Here is an 18,754-nt window from a genome sequence, read left to right as displayed (position 1 = left end):
AGTCGTCGAATTTAGCCGGTTTGTGCGGACGCCGGGTTACTCGCCGGCGACGACGCCCTCGCGGCGAGGATCGGCAGCGCCGGTGATGCGTCCGTCCGGCGTGCGGGCCAGGAGCTGCAACCCGCTGGTGAGCGCCGAGGCCTGGATTCGGTGGCCGCGTGCGCCGACGCCAGCCAGCGCGGTGTCGGGGATCCGGCCGGGTTCCACCAGGAGCGGCGCGTCGCTCCCGGCCACCCCGAAATTGGGCCCGTCCACCGCTTGCTGCAGGCCCAGGTGCCAGTGCCACAGGCCCCAGAGCGTCCGGGCGACGTAGTGGATGATCATGGTTCCACCGGGGCTGCCCGCGACGAGCACGGGCTGGCCGGTGGCCCGGTCGAAGACCAGGGTAGGGGCCATGGACGAGCGCGGCCGCTTGCCGGGCTCGACGCGGTTGGCGACCGGGCGGCCCTGGGCATCGCGGGGCAGGAAGCTGAAGTCGGTGAGCTGGTTGTTGAGCAGGAAGCCGCCCGCCAGCCCGTGGCCCCGGTTGACCATGACATGGGAGCCCCAGGCCGCCTCGATGCTGGTGGTCAGCGCGAGTGCGTGCCCGGCCCCATCGATCACGGACACGTGCGACGTGCCTTCCTCGACCTGGTCCGCCATCGGCGCGTGGGCCACCGGCCTGTTGTCGGTCCGTCCCGGCGCGACCGTCGGCTGCCGGATCTCGCCGATCAGGTGGGCACGCTCCGCCAGGTAGCGGGGCGCCAGCAGCGAGCCCCAGCCGCCGGCGGGCGGCGGGACGAAGGCCGGGTCGGCCACGTACTGTGCCCGGTCCGCGAAGGCCAGGCGCGAGGCTTCGGTGTAGAGGTGCAGCCAGCGACCCGATGGGCCGTCGCCAGCCGGCTCGCGGTCGGCGCCGGCGGCTTGCAGGAGGCCCAGGATCTGGCCGATGGCAACCTGGCCCGAACTGGGCGGCGGCATGCCGCACACCCGGTAGACCAGGTGGTCGAAGCACAACGGCGGGCGCTCGACCGGCCGGTACGCCGCGAGGTCGCGTGCGGCAAGGCGGCCCGGGTTCCTGGCGTGCCCCCGCACCGCCCCGACGATGGCCTGCGCCACCTCGCCTTGCGCGAGGGCATCTGCACCCCCCTCGGCGATGGCGCGCAGGACCGCTGCGAGTTCGGGGTTGCGCAAGCGGTGGCCGGCCGGCCAGGGCCGGCCCGCATCATCGTAGAAGTAGCGGGCGGCGACCGGGTCCCGCACCAGATCGGCGTCCTCCGCCAGCAGCGCGTGCAGGCGGGGACTGACCGCGAATCCCTCGTCGGCCAGGCGGATCGCCGGCTCGAACAAGGTGCGCCAGGGCAGGCGTCCGTGGCGGCGGTGGACTTGCTGCAGCATCGCCACCGCGCCGGGGACGCCGACTGCGCGGCCGCCGACCATCGCCTCGCGCAAGGCCATCGGCTGTCCGTCGGCACGCAGGAACAAGTCATCCGTCGCCGCGGCCGGCGCCGTCTCGCGACCATCGAACGCTTCGGTCGTCCGGCCGTCGTGGTACAGCAGGAAGGCACCACCGCCGATCCCGCTGGACTGTGGTTCGACCAGCGCCAGCACCATTTGCACGGCGACGGCAGCATCGATCGCGGACCCGCCGGCCCGCAGGATCCGGACGCCGGCCTCGGTGGCCAGTGGATTGGCGGCGGCGACGGCGAAACGGGCGCCGGTCCAGGTCGACTTGGGCGTCCAGCCGGAGGCCGCCTCGGGCTGCGCCTGGACGGGTTCAGGGGGCGCTGCGCAGCCGGCCAGCAGTGCGGCCAGCAGCGCCGCGCCCCAACGCGCGGCCAGGCGGCGCGTGCCCGGAGTCACCAGACCATCAGCGCGGAGCCAGGCGGATCGCACCGTCGAGGCGGATCACCTCGCCGTTGAGCATGTCGTTCTCGAAGATGTGCTTGGCCAGGCGGGCGTAGTCCTGCGGCGTGCCCAGGCGCGAGGGGAAGGGCACGCTGGCGGCGAGCGAGTCCTGCACTTCCTTGGGCATGCCGAACAGCATGGGCGTGCCGAAGATGCCGGGGGCGATGGTCATGTTGCGGATGCCGCTGCGAGCCAGGTCGCGGGCGATCGGCAGGGTCATGCCGACGACGCCGCCCTTGGACGCGCTGTACGCGGCCTGCCCGATCTGGCCGTCATAGGCCGCCACGGACGCGGTGGAAATCAGGCAACCGCGCTCGCCCGTCGGCTCCGGGTCGTTCTTGCCCATCGCCTCGGCGGCCAACCGGATCATGTTGAAGCTGCCCACCAGGTTGACCGTGACGGTCTTGGCGAACAGGGCGAAGTTGTGCGCGCCGTTCTTGCCCACGGTCTTTTCGGCCGGCGCGATGCCGGCGCAGTTGACCAGGCCCATTAGCTTGCCCAGGGACACGGCCTTGGCGACGACCGCCTGGCCATCGGCCTCCTGGCTCACGTCGCACTTGACGAAGGCGCCGCCGATCTCGCGCGCGACGGCCTCGCCCTTGTCGGCCTGCATGTCGGCGATGACGACCTTGCCGCCCTCGGCCGCGAGCATGCGCGCCGTTCCCTCACCCAGGCCCGACGCGCCACCGGTGACGATGAAGACCTTGCCCTTGATGTCCATGGAAACTCCTGCTGGTGTTGACGTTCACGTCAATTATGAAGGACGGCAAAAGGGCCGCTGGTGCGGCCCTCCTGCCTGCCCACGCGGGCAGGGATGCTGTCGACCGGCCACTGCGCCGTCCGGCCTGCGTCACTTGAAGCCGACGCGATCGAGCATCTGCTGGATCTTGACCTGGTTGGCGCCGACGGCGGCCAGGGGAATGGTCTCGGTCTTGAAGTCGCCGCCGCCGCTCATGGCGGTCAGCGCCGCATTGTTCGTCTTGACGCCCTTGGCCACCGGCCACTCGTTGTTGCCGTTGGCGAAGTAGTTCTGCGCGGAGGGGCTGGCGAGGTATTCCAGGAACTTCACGGCGGCAGCGGGGTTCTTGGCGTTCTTGGCCATGGCGCCGCCGGCAATGTTGACGTGCGTGCCCCAGCTCTGCTGGTTGGGGAACACCACGCTCACCTTCTCCATCGCTGCCCGGTCCTCGGGGTTGCTGGAGCGCATGAGCCGGGCGATGTAATAGGTGTTGCTGACCGCGATCTGGCACTCGCCGGCCGCCACGGCCTTGATCTGGTCGGAGTCGCCGCCCTTGGGGTCGCGCGCCAGGTTGGCCTGCACGCCCTTGAGCCATTCCTGCGCCTTGGCTTCACCGAGGTGTTCGGTCACGGCGCCGAACAGGGACAGGTTGTAGGGATGCGAGCCCGAGCGAATGCAGATGCGGCCCTTGTTCTTGGGATCGCCCAGTTCCTCGTAGGTGTCGACGTCCTCGCGCTTGACCTTGATCTTGTCGTAGACGATGACGCGCGCGCGGGTGGAGAAGCCGAACCACGGCGTGCCTTCGGCGGTGGCGGTGCCGCGGTACTGGGCCGGGATGGCGTCCTCCAGCACCTTGGACTTGACCGGCTTGAACAGGCCCTCCGCCTCGCCCTTGTAGAGGCGCGCGGCGTCGACCAGCAGAATCACGTCGGCCGGAGAGGCGGCGCCCTCGGCTTTCAGCCGAGCCAGAATGCCGGCGTCGTCGGCATCGACACGGTTGATCTTGATCCCGGTGGCCTTCGTGAAGTCGGCGTACAGGGCCTCGTCGGTCGAGTAGTGGCGGGCCGAGTACAGGTTGAGGACCTGCTCTTGCGCGGCGGCCGGCAAGGCAGTGGCGACGAGGCCGGCCGCGAGGGCGACGGCCGTGGCGAAGTGCTGGTTTTTCATGGGATCGTGGAGTAGGGGGTCGGAAGAAGTGCGAATCGGTGGCCGGATGGTATCTCAAACGCGAATCATTCTTAATACAAAAATCGACAGCTGGCGGTCCGGCTGCCTGCTGGCCTGCCTGCTGCTCGCCGCGTGCGCCACGCCGGAGCGGCCGGTCGTCCCCGTCCCGATTCCTGTCGCGCCACCGGCAGTGAGCGTCCCCGTGCCGCCGCGGCTGGGCTTGGCGCTCGGGGGTGGCGCGGCCCGCGGCTTTGCCCACGTTGGCGTCATCCAGGTGCTGGAAGAGGCAGGCTTGCGCCCGGACCTGGTCGTGGGCACCTCAGCAGGCAGCCTGGTGGCCGTGCTGTACGCCTCCGGGCGAACCGGTGCTCAGCTGCAGCAGGTGGCCGAGGGGATGGACGAGGCAGCCTTCACCGACTGGACGTTGCCCCTGTTCAACCGCGGCGTGCTCAAGGGCGAAGCCTTGGCGCGCTATGTGAACGCGCAGGTCGGCAACCGGTTGCTCGAGCAGATGGCGATGCCGGTGGGCGTGGTCTCGACGCGGCTCGACACCGGCGAAGGCGTGCTGTTCCAGCGGGGGGACACGGGGACGGCGGTGCGCGCCTCCAGTGCCGTGCCGGCGGTGTTCCTGCCCGTGCGGATCAACGGCGCCGAATATGTCGATGGGGGCCTGGTCGCGCCGGTGCCGGTGCGGTATGCGCGCCGCATGGGCGCCGACGTCGTGCTGGCCATCGACATCTCGGCCGCGACCGAGGGCAATCCCTCGGCCGATCCCCTGCAGATGCTGATGCAGACCTTCGCGATCATGGGCAAGAGCATCAACCGCTGGGAACTACAGGAGGCCGACGTGGTCGTGCGTCCACCCCTCGCGAGCATGAGCGGGGCTGATTTCGCGTCGCGGCGCCGGGCGATCGATGCCGGAAGGACCGCGATGCTGCGATTGCTGCCCCAGCTCAAGGCGGCAATGGCCGCGAAGACGAAGTGACCTGGCCGGTCCGGCCTGTCCCGGCAGCGGGGCGCCGCTGCGCTTTCGGACCGGCCAGAAAAAAACCCCGGCCTTGCGACCGGGGTTGAAGGATCCCTGAACCGTGAAGGTGTCGAAAGGACCCGAGGAGACAACCTGAAGAACTCCCGTCCATCACGAGAGTCCCGGATAGAGGCTCCGAGACGTCGGGAGTTCCCGCTCCAATGAGCTGCGGGCGGGACCCGGCGTTTCAAGAGTCGATCAGCGCTTGGCCTTGGCGGTCGTCTTGGTGGCGCTGACAGCCGTGTTGGCGACAGCGTTGAAGTTGGCTTCGGCCACTTCGGTGGCTTGCTTGACGGCCTTCTGCACCGATTCCAGGGCGTTGTTGCCAGCTGCAACGGCGCTCTTGAACACGGCCACGGCGGTCTCGGAACCGGCGGGGGCGTTCTTGGCGGCGTTGTCGACCACGGCCATGAACTTCTTCTGGGCGTCGGTGGCCTGGGCTTCGAAAGTCTTGCCGAACTCGGCGCCGGTGCCGGCGGCGATGTCGTACAGGTGACGGCTGTAGGCGGCGGTCTTCTCGGCCAGGGGCTGGAACAGGCTGGCTTGCAGGGCCAGCAGTTCCTGCGCGTCCTTGACGGCCAGGATCGACTGGGTGGTGCCGGCGGCCTCGACCAGCGCGGCCTTGGAAGCCGTCAGGTTCAGCTCGACCAGCTTCTCGACGCCTTCGAAGGCCTTGGTGGTCAGGCCGAAGAGGGTTTCGACGGAAGCTTTTTGCGAGGCGAGGACTTGTTCAGCGGTCAGCATGAGAGATTCTCCGTAGTGGTATGGTCGGTTGGCTTCGCTGCCCTGTTTTGTTGCAGTGCAGCATGGGTCAAATTGTAGGGGGCCGGACGGGGATTGCAAGGCTTTTTTGTTGCGCCGCAACAATTTAGGGCCTCCCACCTAAAGTCGGGGTTCCCGGACCGCCGGGACAATGGCCCCGATGCAGGTCTACTACGCGACCCAGTTCGTGCTCCCGCTACCGCCGGGCCACCGGTTCCCGATGGGCAAGTACCAGTTGCTGCGCGACCGTTTGGCGGCTGAGGTACCGGACGTCCAGCTCATGCAGGCTTTGCCTGCCAGCGACGGTGAGCTGGCCCTGGCGCACACACTGGCCTACATCCAGGGCATCGCTGACGGAACCGTGGATCCCGTCATCCTGCGCGAGATCGGCTTCCCCTGGAGCCCGGCCATGGCGGAGCGAGCCCGGCGGTCGGTGGGCGCCACCATAGCGGCCTGCCGGGTCGCCTTCGCCGAGGGGCTCGCAGCCAACATCGCCGGTGGCACCCACCATGCGATGGCCGACCGGGGCGGCGGTTTCTGCGTCTTCAACGATGCCGCGGTCGCCACGCGGCTCATGCAGGCCGAACACGGCCGGCGAGGACGGTCGTTGCGGGTTGCGATCGTCGACCTCGACGTCCACCAGGGCAACGGCACCGCCCGCATCTTCCGGGACGACCCGACGGTGTTCACCCTGTCGATGCACGGGCAGAAGAACTTCCCGTTCCGCAAGGAGTCGGGCGACCTGGATGTCGATCTGCCCGACGGCTGCGGTGACGACGAATACCTGGAGGCGCTGGACACGGCCCTGGGGGACCTCGAGCGCCGCTTCGATCCCGGCCTGGTGATTTACCTGGCCGGGGCGGATCCGCATGAGGGCGACCGGCTGGGGCGTCTGAAGCTCACCTGGGACGGCCTGGAGGCGCGTGATCGGCGCGTGTTCGACTGGGCGGCGCAGCGCGGCCTGCCGCTGGCCTTCGCCATGGCCGGCGGGTACGGTCACCGGATGGAGGACACAGTCCAGGCGCAGGTGAACACCTTCCGCGTGGCTGCCGGCTACTGGCGCCACTGGCAGAATCGTCGCCGATGAGCGCCCCCGTCACCGACAAGCCCGGGCCGGAACCCCGTGCGGCCTACCGTGCCTTCCGCCCCATCACCACCCGCTGGATGGACAACGACGCCTACGGGCATGTCAACAACGTCGTCTACTACAGCTGGTTCGACACCGCCGTCAACGCGTACCTGATCGAGCAGGGCGTCCTCGACATCCATGGGGGCGCGACCATCGGCCTGGTGATCGAGACGCAGTGCAACTACTTCGCGCCGCTGGCCTTTCCCCAGGCCGTCGAGGCGGGCATCCGGGTCGCGAAGCTTGGGACGTCGAGCGTGCGCTACGAGGTCGGCCTGTTCGGCGCCGGCGAGCCGGTCACGGCCGCGAAGGGCCACTTCGTCCATGTCTACGTCGACCGTGGGTCCCGCAGGCCGGTGCCCCTGCCGGCCCCGCTGCGGGCGGTCCTGGAGGAGCTGCAATGAACACGCCGCAGGTCAGCACCACGGTGGCCGACCCGGCGAGCGTCGCCGCGGCCATCGGGAGCCGGTTTTCGGTCCGGGCCTTCCTGCCCACGCCGGTACCGCGCGCCACCATCGAGAAGCTGCTGGCGATTGCCAGCCGGGCGCCGTCGGGCACGAACACGCAACCCTGGAAGGTTTACGTGCTGCAGGGCCCCAGCCGGGACAGCCTGGTCGAGAAGGTCTGCGCCGCCCACGATGCGCTCGCCGCCAATCCGTCGCTGGCCGACACGTACCGCGAGGAATACGACTACTACCCGCAGAAGTGGGTCTCGCCGTACATCGATCGCCGGCGCGAGAACGGCTGGAGCCTCTACGGCCTGCTGGGCATCGTCAAGGGCGAGAAGGCCAGGATGCACGAGCAGCACCAGCGCAACTTCCGTTTCTTCGATGCGCCGGTCGGCCTGATGTTCACGGTCGATCGCATCATGGGCCGAGGATCGCTGGTCGACTACGGCATGTTCCTTCAGTCGCTCATGGTCGCGGCCCGGGCCGAGGGGCTGCACACCTGCCCGCAGGCGGCCTGGAACGGCTTCGCGCGCCTGATCCTGCCCCACATCGGTGCCGGCCCGGACGAGATGATGGTCTGCGGCATGTCGCTGGGGTACGCCGACGTGTCGGCCCGCGTGAACAGCTTCCACACCCCGCGCGAGCCGGTGGCCTCGTTCACGCGCTGGGTCGAATGAGTCCAGGGCAAAAAGAGGGCGCGGTACCGGTGCCTCGGCGCCGCGCCCTGCGCTCAAGGAGCCGCTCTGCCGCCGGCCCCTGCGGCGCTGTCCAGACGCCGCGGAATCCTTGCTTCCGCCCGGACCCCATCGGGCGATGGGATCGAGTGGTGCTTGCCTCAACTTTAGGACGGGTCGCAGCATCGCCACGGTAGGCGCGGCCTGCCACAGACCGTAGGCTCCGGCCTACAGCTGAGGCAGGCGGGGCGCGTTCGACGCCTTCGGTATGCTCGGCGGGCCCGCGCCGGCGCGCGGATGCAGGAGACATCCCCTTGAGACATGCGCGCACGGTGGCGATCGCAACTGCGTGGCTGCCGCAGATGGCGCTGGCCGCCGACCTGGACGGGCACCGGTTCTCCGCCTTCTGGGCGATTCCCTTCGTCGGCATCCTGCTGTCGATCGCGCTGATGCCGTTGCTCGTCCCGCGCTTCTGGCACCACCACTACGGCAAGGTGGCCGCCGCCTGGGCTCTGGCCTTCCTGGTGCCGCTGGCGGCGTCGTCCGGGCCCGCTGCCGCCGGCGCGGCTCTCGTGCACGCGCTGTTGGCGGAGTACATCCCCTTCGTGATCCTGCTCACGGCCCTGTTCACGGTGGCCGGCGGCATCCACGTGCGCGGCAACCTGCATGGCAGCCCGGGGCTGAACACCACGATTTTGGCGATCGGCGCCGTGCTGGCCAGCTTCATGGGCACCACCGGCGCTTCCATGCTGCTGATCCGGCCGTTGATCCGGGCCAACGACGACCGGCAGCACAAGGCCCACGTGGTGGTGTTCTTCATCTTCATCGTGTCCAACGCCGGCGGCTCGTTGACGCCGCTGGGCGATCCGCCGCTGTTCCTGGGCTTCCTGAAGGGCATCGACTTCTTCTGGACGGTGGGACAGATCTTCCCCGAGACCCTGTTCCTCGTCGGCTGCCTGCTGGGCGCCTTCTACCTGCTGGACAGCTGGTACTACCACCGGCGCGAGGAGCGGCAGTCGTTCGACCCGACCCCGGACACGCTCGCGATCGGGTTCGACGGCGCGCGCAACTTCTGGCTGCTGGCGGTGATCGTTTTCCTCGTGTTGCTGTCAGGGACCTGGCGGTCCGACGTCGCGATCGAGATCGCCGGAACGCCGGTCGGCCTGCCGGGCCTGGTGCGCGACGTCGGCCTGCTGCTGGTGACGCTGGTCTCGCTCCAGATCACGCCCCGGGCGGTGCACCTGGCCAACCAGTTCTCCTGGGCCCCGATGCAGGAAGTGGCCAAGCTGTTCGCCGGCATCTTCCTGACCATCATCCCGGTGATCGCGATGCTGCGCGCCGGCCTCGACGGGCCGTTCGGCCCCGTCATCGCCGCCGTCACGCGCCCCGACGGAAGCCCCGATCCGGCGATGTATTTCTGGGCCTCGGGCGTGCTCAGCTCCTTCCTGGACAACGCGCCGACGTACCTGGTCTTCTTCAACACCGCGGGCGGCGATCCCGGCGCGCTCATGACGATCCTGGCGCCCACCCTGGCCGCCATCTCCGCCGGCTCCGTCTTCATGGGAGCCAACACCTACATCGGCAACGCTCCCAACCTGATGGTCAAGGCCATCGCCGAGGATCGCGGTGTCACAATGCCGGGCTTCTTCGGGTACATGGCGTGGTCGGCGGCGTTCCTGCTGCCGCTGTTCGCGATCATGACCTTCATCTGGTTCCGCTGAGCACACCCATGACCAAGCCTTCCATCCTCGTGGCGCGCGCCGTCTTCCCGGAAGTCATCGCCCGCCTCGGACAGCATTTCGAAGTCGAGCACAACCAGGCCGACGCCTCCTGGACGCGTGACGAGCTCGTCGCCCGCCTGCAAGGCAAGGTCGGCGTCTTCACGACCGGTGGCGAGCGCATCGACGCGGCGGTCCTGGCCGCCTGCCCGCAGCTGCGCATCTGCGCCAACATGGCCGTGGGCTACAACAACTTCGACCTGCCGGCGATGACCGCCGCCAAGGTGCTGGGCACGAACACGCCCGACGTGCTGACCGAGACCACGGCGGACTTCGGCTTCGCGCTGCTGATGGCGACTGCCCGGCGCGTCACCGAAAGCGAGCATTACCTGCGGGCGGGCAAGTGGACCAAGTGGGCCTATGACATGTTCGCCGGCTCCGACGTGCATGGCAGCACCCTCGGCATCCTGGGCATGGGCCGCATCGGGCAGGGCATCGCCCGCCGCGGCGCGCACGGCTTCGGCATGCGGGTGATCTACCACAACCGCTCGCGCCTGACGTCCGACCTCGAGGCCTCCTGCAAGGCCAGCTACGTGTCCAAGGAGGAACTGCTGCGCACGGCCGACCACCTGGTGCTGGTGCTGCCGTACTCGGCGTCGTCCCACCATGCGATCGGCGCGGCCGAACTCGCCCTGATGAAGCCCACGGCCACCCTCGTCAACGTCGCCCGCGGTGGCATCGTCGACGACGCTGCCCTGGCCCAGGCACTGCGCGAGCGCCGCATCGCGGCCGCGGGGCTGGATGTGTTCGAGGGCGAGCCCAAGGTGCATCCCGACCTGCTGGCCGTCCCGAACGTGGTGCTCACGCCGCACATCGCCAGTGCGTCCGTGCCCACCCGGCGCGCCATGGCCGACCTGGCGGCCGACAACCTGATCGCCTTCCTGGTGAACGGAAAACCGCTTACGCCGCTGAATCCCGAGGTGCTGGGCTGAGCATGGAGCCGTGGTTGCTGGCCGGGCTGGGCATTGCCAGCCTGGCGGTCCTGATCACGCTGGCGCTGGTCATTGTCCTGCTGGTGCGCAAGCCGGTCCAGCCGGAGACCGGCCGAGCCGAGCTGCTGGCTGCCAGCGAGCGGGTGGAGCGCGAACTGAGGCGCGAGATCGCGGAGTCCTCGCGCGGTGCCCGGCAGGAAATGACGCACACGCTGGCCACGTTCCAGGACGCGGTGGTCAAGCAGGCGGCCGAGGCCACGAGGACGCAGAACACGCAGATCGATGCCTTCGCGCAACAGCTCGCGTTGCTGCAAAAGACGCTGGCGGACACGCTCACCCACCAGCTGCAGGACCTGTCGGAGCAGAACGCCCGGCGCATCGCGGAAGTGCGCGCCACGCTGGAAGCGCAGCTGTCCATCCTGCAGCAGTCCAACACCGCCAAGCTCGACGAGATGCGCAAGACGGTCGACGAGAAGCTGCAGACCACCCTGGAGACACGGCTGGGCGAGAGCTTCCGCCAGGTCGCCGAGCGCCTGGAGCAGGTGCACAAGGGCCTGGGCGAGATGCAGTCGCTGGCCCAGGGCGTGGGCGACCTGCAGCGCGTGCTGACCAACGTCAAGACGCGGGGCATGTTCGGCGAGGTGCAACTCGAGGCGCTGCTCGAGCAGGTGCTCACGCCGGAGCAGTACGGCCGCCAGGTCGAGACCAAGCCGCACAGCAACCAGCGGGTCGATTTCGCCGTCCGGTTCCCGGGCCGCAGCGCCGACGGCACGCCGGTGTGGCTGCCCGTCGACGCCAAGTTCCCGCGCGACGACTACGAGCGGCTGCTCGACGCCCACGACCGTGCCGATGCCGCCGGCGTGGAGAGCGCAGGTCGTGCGCTCGAGGTGCGCATCCGCCAGGAAGCCCGGTCGATCTGCGAGTCGTACCTGGCCCCGCCGCACACCACCGACTTCGCCATCCTGTTCCTGCCCATCGAGAGCCTGTACGCCGAGGTGCTGCGCCGGCCCGGCCTGATGGACCACCTGCAGCGCGACTACCGGGTCACGCTGGCCGGCCCGACGACCTTCCTGGCCATGCTCAACAGCCTGCACATGGGGTTCCGCACGCTGGCCCTGGAGCGGCAGGCATCCGAGGTCTGGAAGGTGCTGGGCGCCGTCAAGACCGAGTTCGACCGCTATGGCGGGTGGGTCGAGAAGATCCGCGACCAGATGCGCAAGGCGTCGGAGACGCTCGACACCGCCCAGACGCGCACCAACCAGATGCGCCGCGCATTGAAGGTCGTGGAAGCGCTGCCCGACGAACAGGCCCAGGCCCTGCTGCCGACGCTCGCGGATGGGGACCACTCCAGCAGATGACCGGGGGCATGAACAAGGAACTCGCACGCCTGATCACCGGGCAGGTGTTCCTGCATGCCAGCATGGCGGGGCTGCGGATGGCCGCGCCCCTGATGGCGCTGCGGGCCGGCTACAGCGAGGCGGCCGTCGGCATCCTGCTGGCGCTGTTCGCGCTGACGCAGGTCTTCCTGGCCCTGCCGGCCGGTCGCTACGCCGACCTGCACGGGCTGCGGCGGCCGTTCGGATGGTCGGTCTGCGCCGCGGCATTCGGTGGGGCGCTGGCGGTGGCCTTTCCCGTCTTTCCCGTGCTGTGCGTGGCCGCGTTGCTGACCGGCGGAGCCACCGGTGCCGCGAGCATCGCGCTCCAGCGGCATGCGGGCCGTGCGGCCGAGGGGGGCACCCAGCTGCGGCAGGTGTTTTCCTGGCTGGCCATCGGCCCGGCCTTCTCCAATTTCCTCGGCCCCTTCGCCGCCGGGCTGGTGATCGACCACGGCGGCTTCCGGCTCGCCTTCCTCCTGGTGGCCGTGCTGCCCCTGATCGGCTGGGCGTGGGTGCGCGGGGCACGCGAGCTGCCACCTGTCCAGGCGCCGCACGGGACGCGGCCCGGCCCGGCCTGGGACCTGCTGCGCGAGCCCATGTTCCGCCGCCTGCTGCTGGTCAACTGGCTGCTGTCCTCGTGCTGGGACGTGCACACATTCGTGGTGCCGGTGCTGGGGCATGAACGCGGCCTGTCGGCCTCCGTCATCGGCACCATCCTGGGCGCGTTCGCCGTGGCTGCCGCCATCGTGCGCGTGCTGTTGCCCGTCATCGCCGCCCGGGTGGCGGAGTGGGCCGTGATCACCGCGGCCATGGCGGCGACGGCCGTGCTGTTCACCCTCTATCCGTTCACGCAAGGCGCGCTGGCGATGGGGCTGTGCTCCATCCTGCTGGGCATTGCGTTGGGCATGGTCCAGCCCATGGTCATGAGCACGCTGCACCAGATCACACCCGAACACCGCCATGGGCAGGCCGTGGGCCTACGCCTGATGGCGATCAACGCCTCGAGCGTGAGCATGCCCCTGCTGTTCGGGGCGGCCGGGGCGGTGATCGGCATCGCCGGCGTGTTCTGGGTCGTGGCTGCCGCGGTCGGCAGCGGCACCCGGATGGCGTACGGCTTGCGCGCCGCCTCGCCTCACAGCCCGTAGAAGCGGCGGATGTAGTCCCAGGCCGCCTGGGGCTCGTCGGCGTACTGGAACAGGGCCAGGTCGGCCGGGGAGACCACGCCTTCGTCGATCAGCATGTCGAAGTCGATCAGGCGTTTCCAGTAGTCGGAGCCGAACAGCACGATGGGCACCTGCCGGGCCTTGCGGGTCTGCACCAGGGTGATGACCTCGAACAGTTCGTCGAGCGTGCCGAAGCCGCCCGGGAAGGCCACCAGCGCCTTGGCACGCATCATGAAATGCATCTTGCGCAGCGCGAAGTAGTGGAACTTGAACGACAGCTCCGGCGTGACGTAGGGGTTGGCGGCCTCCTCCATGGGCAGGGCGATCGACAGGCCGACGCTGACGCCGTCGCCCTCGAAGGCGCCGCGGTTGGCCGCCTGCATGATGCCGGGGCCGCCGCCGGTGCAGATGAACAGCATGTCGCGCGGATCCTTGCCCGCGCTGTACTGCGCCACCATGCGGCCGAAGGCGCGCGCCTTCTCGTAGTAGTGCGAATTGCGCGCGAGGGCGCGGGCACGCCGGATCGCCGTCTCGTCGCCGCCGGCTTCCGCCGCCGTGACGAGGGCCGTGGCCTCTTCCTCGCTGCGGAAGCGGGCACTGCCGAAGACCACGATCGTGTTCTCGATGCCGCGCGCGTGCTGTTCGAGGTCGGGCTTGAGCAGCTCGAGCTGGATCCGGATGCCGCGCGTCTCGCGGCGCAGCAGGAATTCGGGGTCGGCGAAGGCCAAGCGGCTCGCGTCGGGGTCCAGCGGCAGCCCGGCGTCGGAATGGGCCTTCAGGGTGGCCCAGGCATCGGCGAGGCGGTTGTCGTGGATGTTGCGGGTGGAAGACATGATTGGCATTCTGACGGGAAAGCCCTGTGCGCTGGCGTTATCCTTGCCGCCACAAAAAATCAGGGAGACGACACGATGGACAAGGACCCGCTGTTCCATGTCGTGCTGGAGGGACGCAAGGTGGGGCCGTACGACCGGCGCACCATTGTCGGCATGCGCATCAAGGGTGCCCTCGACAGCGACCACGTGCTGGTCGATACCGACGGCAACCAGCTGACCGTCGCGAGCCTCATCGGCCGCCGGCCGCGCTCCAACGACTTCCAGCCGAACCGCACCGGCGGCTTTTCCATCGTCCAGGCCACCTTTCCGGCCAGCCTGCGCAGCGTCAGCGGCCGCGGCCACGGCATTCCAGCGTTCCATGGCGAGGTCGAGGCGCGCGTGCAGAACGACGCCTTGCGCATCGCGGGACGGTTCCGCAAGGGGCTGGGCTGGAAAGACGACCGGGTCAAGCTGCCCCTGAAGGACATCGTGCACGCGCGCGTGCGCGGCTCGGAAGTCGAGCTCGGCTTGCGCGGGCCGGACGACCAGCCGCTGCACATCGTGCGGCTGGAACTGTTCACGCCCGACGCTGCTTCGGAGCTGGTGGGATGGCTGCCATCGGCCACGCCCTGGCCGGCGGGCCTGGCCTCCGATGGGCCGGTGGCGGTGGCCGGCCAGCATGTGCTCTGGGTCTCGGTGGCCAGCACGAGCTTCGTGGTCTTCGTGGTGCTGGCCGTGCTGCTGGCGCGTCGCCTCTACTGACGCTGCAGCGCGAGGACCAGCGCGAGCGGCACGAACACCACTGCCAACGCGTTCCCCAGCAGGATCATGGCGGCCACGCGCTGCGGTTCCTGGCGATAGCGTTCGGCCAGCAGGAACTGCATCACCGCCGGGGGCAGGGCCGCGAACAGCATCAGCTGGGCGCGCGCGTCCGGTGCCAGGTCGAGCCACCAGGCCAGCGGCAGGGCCAGTCCCAGCCCGATCAGGGGCCGGGCGAATGCCCCCAGCAGGCCGGGTGACACGTCCGACCGGCGCAGCGCCGTCAGGCGGACGCCGAGCGCCAGCAGCATCAACGGCAGCATCGGCTCACCCAACATCCGCATCCCCGTCATCAGGATCTCGGGGGGCCTCACACCCGAGAAGGCACTGGCGAAGCCGAGCGCCGAGGACACCATGAGGGGGCTGAGCAGCAGCTCGCGCGTGGTGGCGTGGGCGCTGGTGATGCGTGCGCCGAGGGAAAAGTGGAACAGGCTGCTGACGGAGAACAGCGCCACGGCGGCACCGAATTGGGAGGGGCCGAAGGCCAGCATGGCCAGCGGCAGGCCCATGTTGCCGGAGTTGTTGAACATCACCACCGGCACCAGCGTCCTCGGCTGGGCGCCGGCGGTGCGCGCGAGCGCCCAGGCCGCAAGCCCCGACAGGAGCACAACGAGCGCGCCGGCGACGATCAGTCCCTGGTGCTCGGCCAGGTGGAAATCCTTGTTCGCCAGGCCGGTGTAGACCAGCATCGGCGCCATCACGTCGAGCACGATGCGGTTGAACGTGCCGAGGTCGGGCCGGACGCGGCGCCCGTACGCATAGCCGACCGCGACGATGAAGAACACCGGCACGATGACTCCGGCGATGCGCAGCAGCAGGTCCATCAGGCCATCCGGGACGACAGCCAGCGCAGCAGCGGCTCGCGGGCCGCCGCAAGGCCCTTGTACGCGAGCACGGCGGGCGTCATGGACGCGAGGGCGTCGTGCAGGCGCCGACTGTCGTCGGGCGTGGCGATGGCATCCTGCAAGCGGGCGAGCATCACGCGGATGGTGAACACCGCCTGGCGCGTGCCGCCCCCGACCGGCAGGAAGGTCTGGCGTTCGGCGCGCAGCCAGGTGGCCTGCGCGAACGCCTCGGGGTCCATGCCGGCCGGCCAGGGCTCGCGCCCGTGGCGCCGGGGATGCTGGTCATGGCGGGGGGAGGGCGTCAGCGTCCAGACGTGGCGTTCCCAGCGCTCGCCCGAGGTCGCCAGCTCGACCAGCTGGGGTCCCGCCGCCAGCAGCAGCGTGTTGTCGGCCACGTGGCCGTGCAGGGCAGCGAAGTCGAGCCCGAGCTTGTCCTCGGGCGCCCAGTGCGACGGCACGCAGACGCTCAGCCAGGGCAGGCTGCCGGTCGCGCCGTCGAGGACGGCGAAGTCTTCCTCGAATGCGAGCTCCGGCCGGTCGTCGGCCGGCCACGCCAGGCCTTGGTCCCGTGCCTGGGCAGCCAGGGCAGCCATGGCTGGACCGGGGTCGAAACCCGGAACCGCATGCCGGGCGGCGCCGGCCACCACGACCCGCCTCTTTTCCGCGAACAACCGGCTGGCCGGGTCCAGGGCCGTCAGTTGCGGCGCGCCGGTCGGCAGTCGCCGCAGCCCGGGCTGCATCCGGAACGGCGCAACGATCAGGGCGGGGTCGAAATCCAGGGACGGCTCCGGCATGAAAAAGGCTCCTTGCGGAGCCTTGGGTGGTGCGCGTCGCGGCCGCTCAGACGCGGCGGCGGTATTCGCCGGTGCGGGTGTCGATCTCGACCTTGTCGCCCTGGGCCACGAAGATCGGCACGCCGATCTCGAAGCCGGTGGCGATCTTGGCGGGCTTGAGCACTTTGCCGGACGTGTCGCCCTTGACGGCGGGCTCGGTCCAGGTGATCTCGCGCTCGACGCTGGTGGGCATCTCGACCGAGATGGCCTTGCCTTCGTAGAACACCACTTCCAGCGCCATGCCGTCCTCGAGGTAGTTCAGCGCGTCGCCCATGTTCTCGGCCTCCACCTCGTACTGGTTGTATTCGGTGTCCATGCAGACGTACATCGGGTCGGCGAAGTAGGAGTAGGTGCACTCCTTCTTGTCCAGGACGATCTGGTCCATCTTGTCGTCGGCCTTGAAGACGACCTCAGTGCCCTGGTTGGACAGCAGGCTCTTGAGCTTCATGCGGACGGTGGCCGAGTTGCGGCCGCCGCGCGAGTATTCAGTCTTGAGCACGACCCAGGGCGCGTTGCTGTGCATGATCACATTGCCGGCGCGGATTTCTTGAGCGATTTTCATGGTGCTGGTGGCGACGATGTCGCGAAGATTAGGCCGCGGCGCCCGTCAGAGGCGGCAGGAGGCGGCGAAAGGCGCTGGACCCCGCCGGAGGCGAAATCGCGCAAAGCCCCGCATTTTACCCCGTTCCGGTTCGGGAACCCAACCGTGTGGGCAGTGAGGTGATACTCGGGAGCCCATGCCGATCCGCCGTCCGAGCCTCCACGTCGAAACGCTGCTGCTCGCCTGCGCGCTCTACCTGCTGCTGGCCTGCAACCTGCCGTTCTGGCGGGCGGCCCTGGCCGGGCGGGACTGGGCCTTGGCCGGCACCTGGGCGCTGGCGGCCGCGATGTTCGCCTCGTTCACCGGCGCTTACGTGGCATTCACGGGCCTGCTGGCGACCCGCTGGACCGTGCGCCTGCTGCTCGTCGCCCTGGTGCTCGTGGCTGCGGCGCTGTCCTTCTACATGGACCGCTATGCCATCTTCTTCGACCGCACCATGCTGCGCAACGTGCTGGCGACCAATCCCGGCGAGGCGCGTGAACTGCTGGGCCTGGACTTCCTCGTCCACATGGTGCTGTTCGGTGTCGTGCCGGCGGCGCTGCTGTGCTGGCCGAGGCTCCTGCGCCGGTCGCGCGGCCGGGCAGTCCTCGTGCGCGCCGCCTGGGTGCTGGGCGGCTTTGTCGTGATGGTGGTGGCGCTGCTGCCGGTGTTCGCCGACTTCGCTTCGCTCATGCGCAACCAGCGCGAGGTGCGGTTCCTGCTGAATCCCGGCAATGCGGTCGCGGCGGTCATTGCCGAGGCCTGGGGCGGCCGGGGCCGGCCGGCCCAACTGCTAGCGGTCGGGCCGGACGCGCACCTCGCCGCCGGCTGGCAGCAGCGGCGCAAGACCCTGTTCGTGCTGGTGGTCGGGGAGACGGCCCGCGCCCAGAACTTCGGCCTCGGTGGCTACTCGCGCCAGACCACCCCCGAGCTGGCCCGGCGGGACGTGGTGAATTTCACGCAGGCGACGGCCTGCGGCACGTCGACCGAGGTGTCGCTGCCCTGCATGTTCTCGTCCATCGGCCGCCGCAACTACGACGAGGACAGGATCCTGTCGCACGAGTCGCTGCTGCACGTGCTGCAGCGCGCCGGCATCGAGGTGCTCTGGCGCGACAACCAATCGGGCTGCAAGGGGGTCTGTGCCGGGCTGAAGGTCCAGGAGATGGCGCGGACGCTGGCCCCGGAGCTCTGCCCCGGCGGGACCTGTTTCGACGAGGCGCTGCTCGACGGGCTGGGGCAGGTCGCCATGGATGCCAAGGGCAACCTTTTCGTGGTGCTGCACCAGCTCGGCAGCCACGGTCCTGCCTACTTCAGGCGCTACCCGCCGGCCTTCCGGCGGTTCGTCCCGGCCTGCGAGCAGGAGGAACTGCGGCGCTGCACCCAGGCCGAGATCGTGAATGCCTACGACAACACCCTGCTGTACACCGACCATGTGCTGGGGCGCCTGGTCGATCTGTTGCAGGCGCAGGACGCGAGCCTTGACACCGCCATGCTGTACGTCTCGGACCACGGCGAGTCGCTCGGCGAGTCCGGCCTCTACCTGCACGGCGTGCCTTTTCCGATCGCGCCCGACGTGCAGAAGCACGTGCCCATGGTGGCCTGGGTCTCGCCGGGCTTCGTGCGCAGCACCGGGCTCGACCTCGCCTGCCTGCGCGGCCGGGCCGGCCGGCCGGTGAGCCACGACAACCTGTTCCATTCAGTGCTCGGCGCGCTGGACGTGCAGACGCAGGCCTACGAGCGCGATCTGGACGTGTTCGCGCCTTGCCGCTCCCGCTGAGCAACGGG

At 69.4% G+C, this 18,754-nt stretch carries 18 protein-coding genes; 10 read left to right on the top strand and 8 right to left on the bottom strand.

Annotated elements, in window-relative coordinates; all coding sequences use genetic code 11:
- Positions 1-36: 36 nt before the first annotated feature.
- The 3 genes from GON04_RS02880 to GON04_RS02870 all read right to left on the bottom strand — a co-directional run bounded on the left by GON04_RS02880 (position 37) and on the right by GON04_RS02870 (position 3,793).
- The gene (locus tag GON04_RS02880) at positions 37-1,842 is read right to left on the bottom strand and encodes a gamma-glutamyltransferase family protein (RefSeq protein ID WP_338050877.1); all 1,806 of its coding nucleotides are present in this window, start codon (positions 1,840-1,842) and stop codon (positions 37-39) included.
- Positions 1,843-1,849: 7 nt separating this feature from the next.
- Positions 1,850-2,608 (bottom strand): 3-hydroxyacyl-CoA dehydrogenase, encoded by a 759-nt coding sequence (locus tag GON04_RS02875; RefSeq protein WP_157396487.1) that lies wholly within the window; start codon positions 2,606-2,608, stop codon positions 1,850-1,852.
- Positions 2,609-2,737: 129 nt separating this feature from the next.
- Positions 2,738-3,793, bottom strand: coding sequence for an extracellular solute-binding protein (locus tag GON04_RS02870; RefSeq protein ID WP_157396486.1), 1,056 nt, complete (start codon positions 3,791-3,793; stop codon positions 2,738-2,740).
- A 46-nt stretch (positions 3,794-3,839) separates the two neighbouring features.
- Here GON04_RS02870 and GON04_RS02865 point away from each other — a divergent pair, with 46 nt between their 5' ends.
- Positions 3,840-4,778, top strand: a complete 939-nt coding sequence (locus GON04_RS02865; RefSeq protein WP_157398313.1) for a patatin-like phospholipase family protein — start codon at positions 3,840-3,842, stop codon at positions 4,776-4,778.
- Between the two features lie 240 nt (positions 4,779-5,018).
- Here GON04_RS02865 and GON04_RS02860 read toward each other — a convergent pair whose 3' ends face one another.
- Positions 5,019-5,564: a phasin family protein gene (locus GON04_RS02860; RefSeq protein ID WP_157396485.1), complete on the bottom strand. Its 546-nt coding sequence runs from the start codon at positions 5,562-5,564 to the stop codon at positions 5,019-5,021.
- A 178-nt stretch (positions 5,565-5,742) separates the two neighbouring features.
- Between GON04_RS02860 and GON04_RS02855 the strand changes: the two genes are divergently transcribed.
- The 7 genes from GON04_RS02855 to GON04_RS02825 all read left to right on the top strand — a co-directional run bounded on the left by GON04_RS02855 (position 5,743) and on the right by GON04_RS02825 (position 13,062).
- Positions 5,743-6,669, top strand: coding sequence for a histone deacetylase family protein (locus tag GON04_RS02855; RefSeq protein ID WP_181653855.1), 927 nt, complete (start codon positions 5,743-5,745; stop codon positions 6,667-6,669).
- Positions 6,666-7,112 (top strand): acyl-CoA thioesterase, encoded by a 447-nt coding sequence (locus GON04_RS02850; protein ID WP_157396483.1) that lies wholly within the window; start codon positions 6,666-6,668, stop codon positions 7,110-7,112. The genes GON04_RS02855 and GON04_RS02850 overlap by 4 nt, the downstream gene beginning before the upstream one ends.
- Positions 7,109-7,834: a nitroreductase gene (locus GON04_RS02845; protein WP_157396482.1), complete on the top strand. Its 726-nt coding sequence runs from the start codon at positions 7,109-7,111 to the stop codon at positions 7,832-7,834. The genes GON04_RS02850 and GON04_RS02845 overlap by 4 nt, the downstream gene beginning before the upstream one ends.
- 359 nt (positions 7,835-8,193) lie before the next feature.
- Positions 8,194-9,552 carry a sodium:proton antiporter gene (locus GON04_RS02840; RefSeq protein ID WP_157398312.1) on the top strand — a complete coding sequence of 453 codons (1,359 nt, stop codon included), beginning with the start codon at positions 8,194-8,196 and terminating at the stop codon, positions 9,550-9,552.
- Positions 9,553-9,560: 8 nt separating this feature from the next.
- On the top strand, positions 9,561-10,541 hold the full coding sequence (locus tag GON04_RS02835; protein ID WP_157396481.1) for a 2-hydroxyacid dehydrogenase: 981 nt from the start codon (positions 9,561-9,563) through the stop codon (positions 10,539-10,541).
- Positions 10,542-10,543: 2 nt separating this feature from the next.
- Positions 10,544-11,899: a DNA recombination protein RmuC gene (locus tag GON04_RS02830; RefSeq protein ID WP_157396480.1), complete on the top strand. Its 1,356-nt coding sequence runs from the start codon at positions 10,544-10,546 to the stop codon at positions 11,897-11,899.
- A gap of 8 nt (positions 11,900-11,907) precedes the next feature.
- The gene (locus tag GON04_RS02825) at positions 11,908-13,062 is read left to right on the top strand and encodes an MFS transporter (protein WP_157396479.1); all 1,155 of its coding nucleotides are present in this window, start codon (positions 11,908-11,910) and stop codon (positions 13,060-13,062) included.
- Here GON04_RS02825 and GON04_RS02820 read toward each other — a convergent pair.
- On the bottom strand, positions 13,050-13,913 hold the full coding sequence (locus tag GON04_RS02820) for an LOG family protein (RefSeq protein WP_157396478.1): 864 nt from the start codon (positions 13,911-13,913) through the stop codon (positions 13,050-13,052). The genes GON04_RS02825 and GON04_RS02820 overlap by 13 nt on opposite strands.
- 75 nt (positions 13,914-13,988) lie before the next feature.
- Here GON04_RS02820 and GON04_RS02815 point away from each other — a divergent pair, with 75 nt between their 5' ends.
- A complete protein-coding gene (locus GON04_RS02815; protein WP_157396477.1) occupies positions 13,989-14,654 on the top strand; it encodes a hypothetical protein in 666 nt (221 codons plus the stop codon).
- Here the strand turns inward: GON04_RS02815 and GON04_RS02810 are convergent.
- The 3 genes from GON04_RS02810 to efp are packed head-to-tail and all read right to left on the bottom strand — an operon-like array spanning position 14,648 to position 16,951.
- Positions 14,648-15,535 carry an AEC family transporter gene (locus tag GON04_RS02810; protein ID WP_198349192.1) on the bottom strand — a complete coding sequence of 296 codons (888 nt, stop codon included), beginning with the start codon at positions 15,533-15,535 and terminating at the stop codon, positions 14,648-14,650. The genes GON04_RS02815 and GON04_RS02810 overlap by 7 nt on opposite strands.
- The gene (locus GON04_RS02805; protein WP_157396476.1) at positions 15,535-16,350 is read right to left on the bottom strand and encodes a heme-dependent oxidative N-demethylase subunit alpha family protein; all 816 of its coding nucleotides are present in this window, start codon (positions 16,348-16,350) and stop codon (positions 15,535-15,537) included. Before GON04_RS02805 ends, GON04_RS02810 begins: the two co-directional genes overlap by 1 nt.
- A gap of 46 nt (positions 16,351-16,396) precedes the next feature.
- On the bottom strand, positions 16,397-16,951 hold the full coding sequence (efp, locus tag GON04_RS02800; protein WP_157396475.1) for an elongation factor P: 555 nt from the start codon (positions 16,949-16,951) through the stop codon (positions 16,397-16,399).
- A gap of 175 nt (positions 16,952-17,126) precedes the next feature.
- Here efp and GON04_RS02795 point away from each other — a divergent pair, with 175 nt between their 5' ends.
- On the top strand, positions 17,127-18,746 hold the full coding sequence (locus GON04_RS02795) for a phosphoethanolamine transferase (RefSeq protein ID WP_157396474.1): 1,620 nt from the start codon (positions 17,127-17,129) through the stop codon (positions 18,744-18,746).
- Positions 18,747-18,754 lie beyond the last annotated feature (8 nt).

Source organism: Ramlibacter pinisoli (assembly GCF_009758015.1).
GTDB classification, from domain to species: Bacteria; Pseudomonadota; Gammaproteobacteria; order Burkholderiales; family Burkholderiaceae_C; genus Ramlibacter; species Ramlibacter pinisoli.
This window is presented reverse-complemented; position numbering and strand designations above follow the sequence as displayed.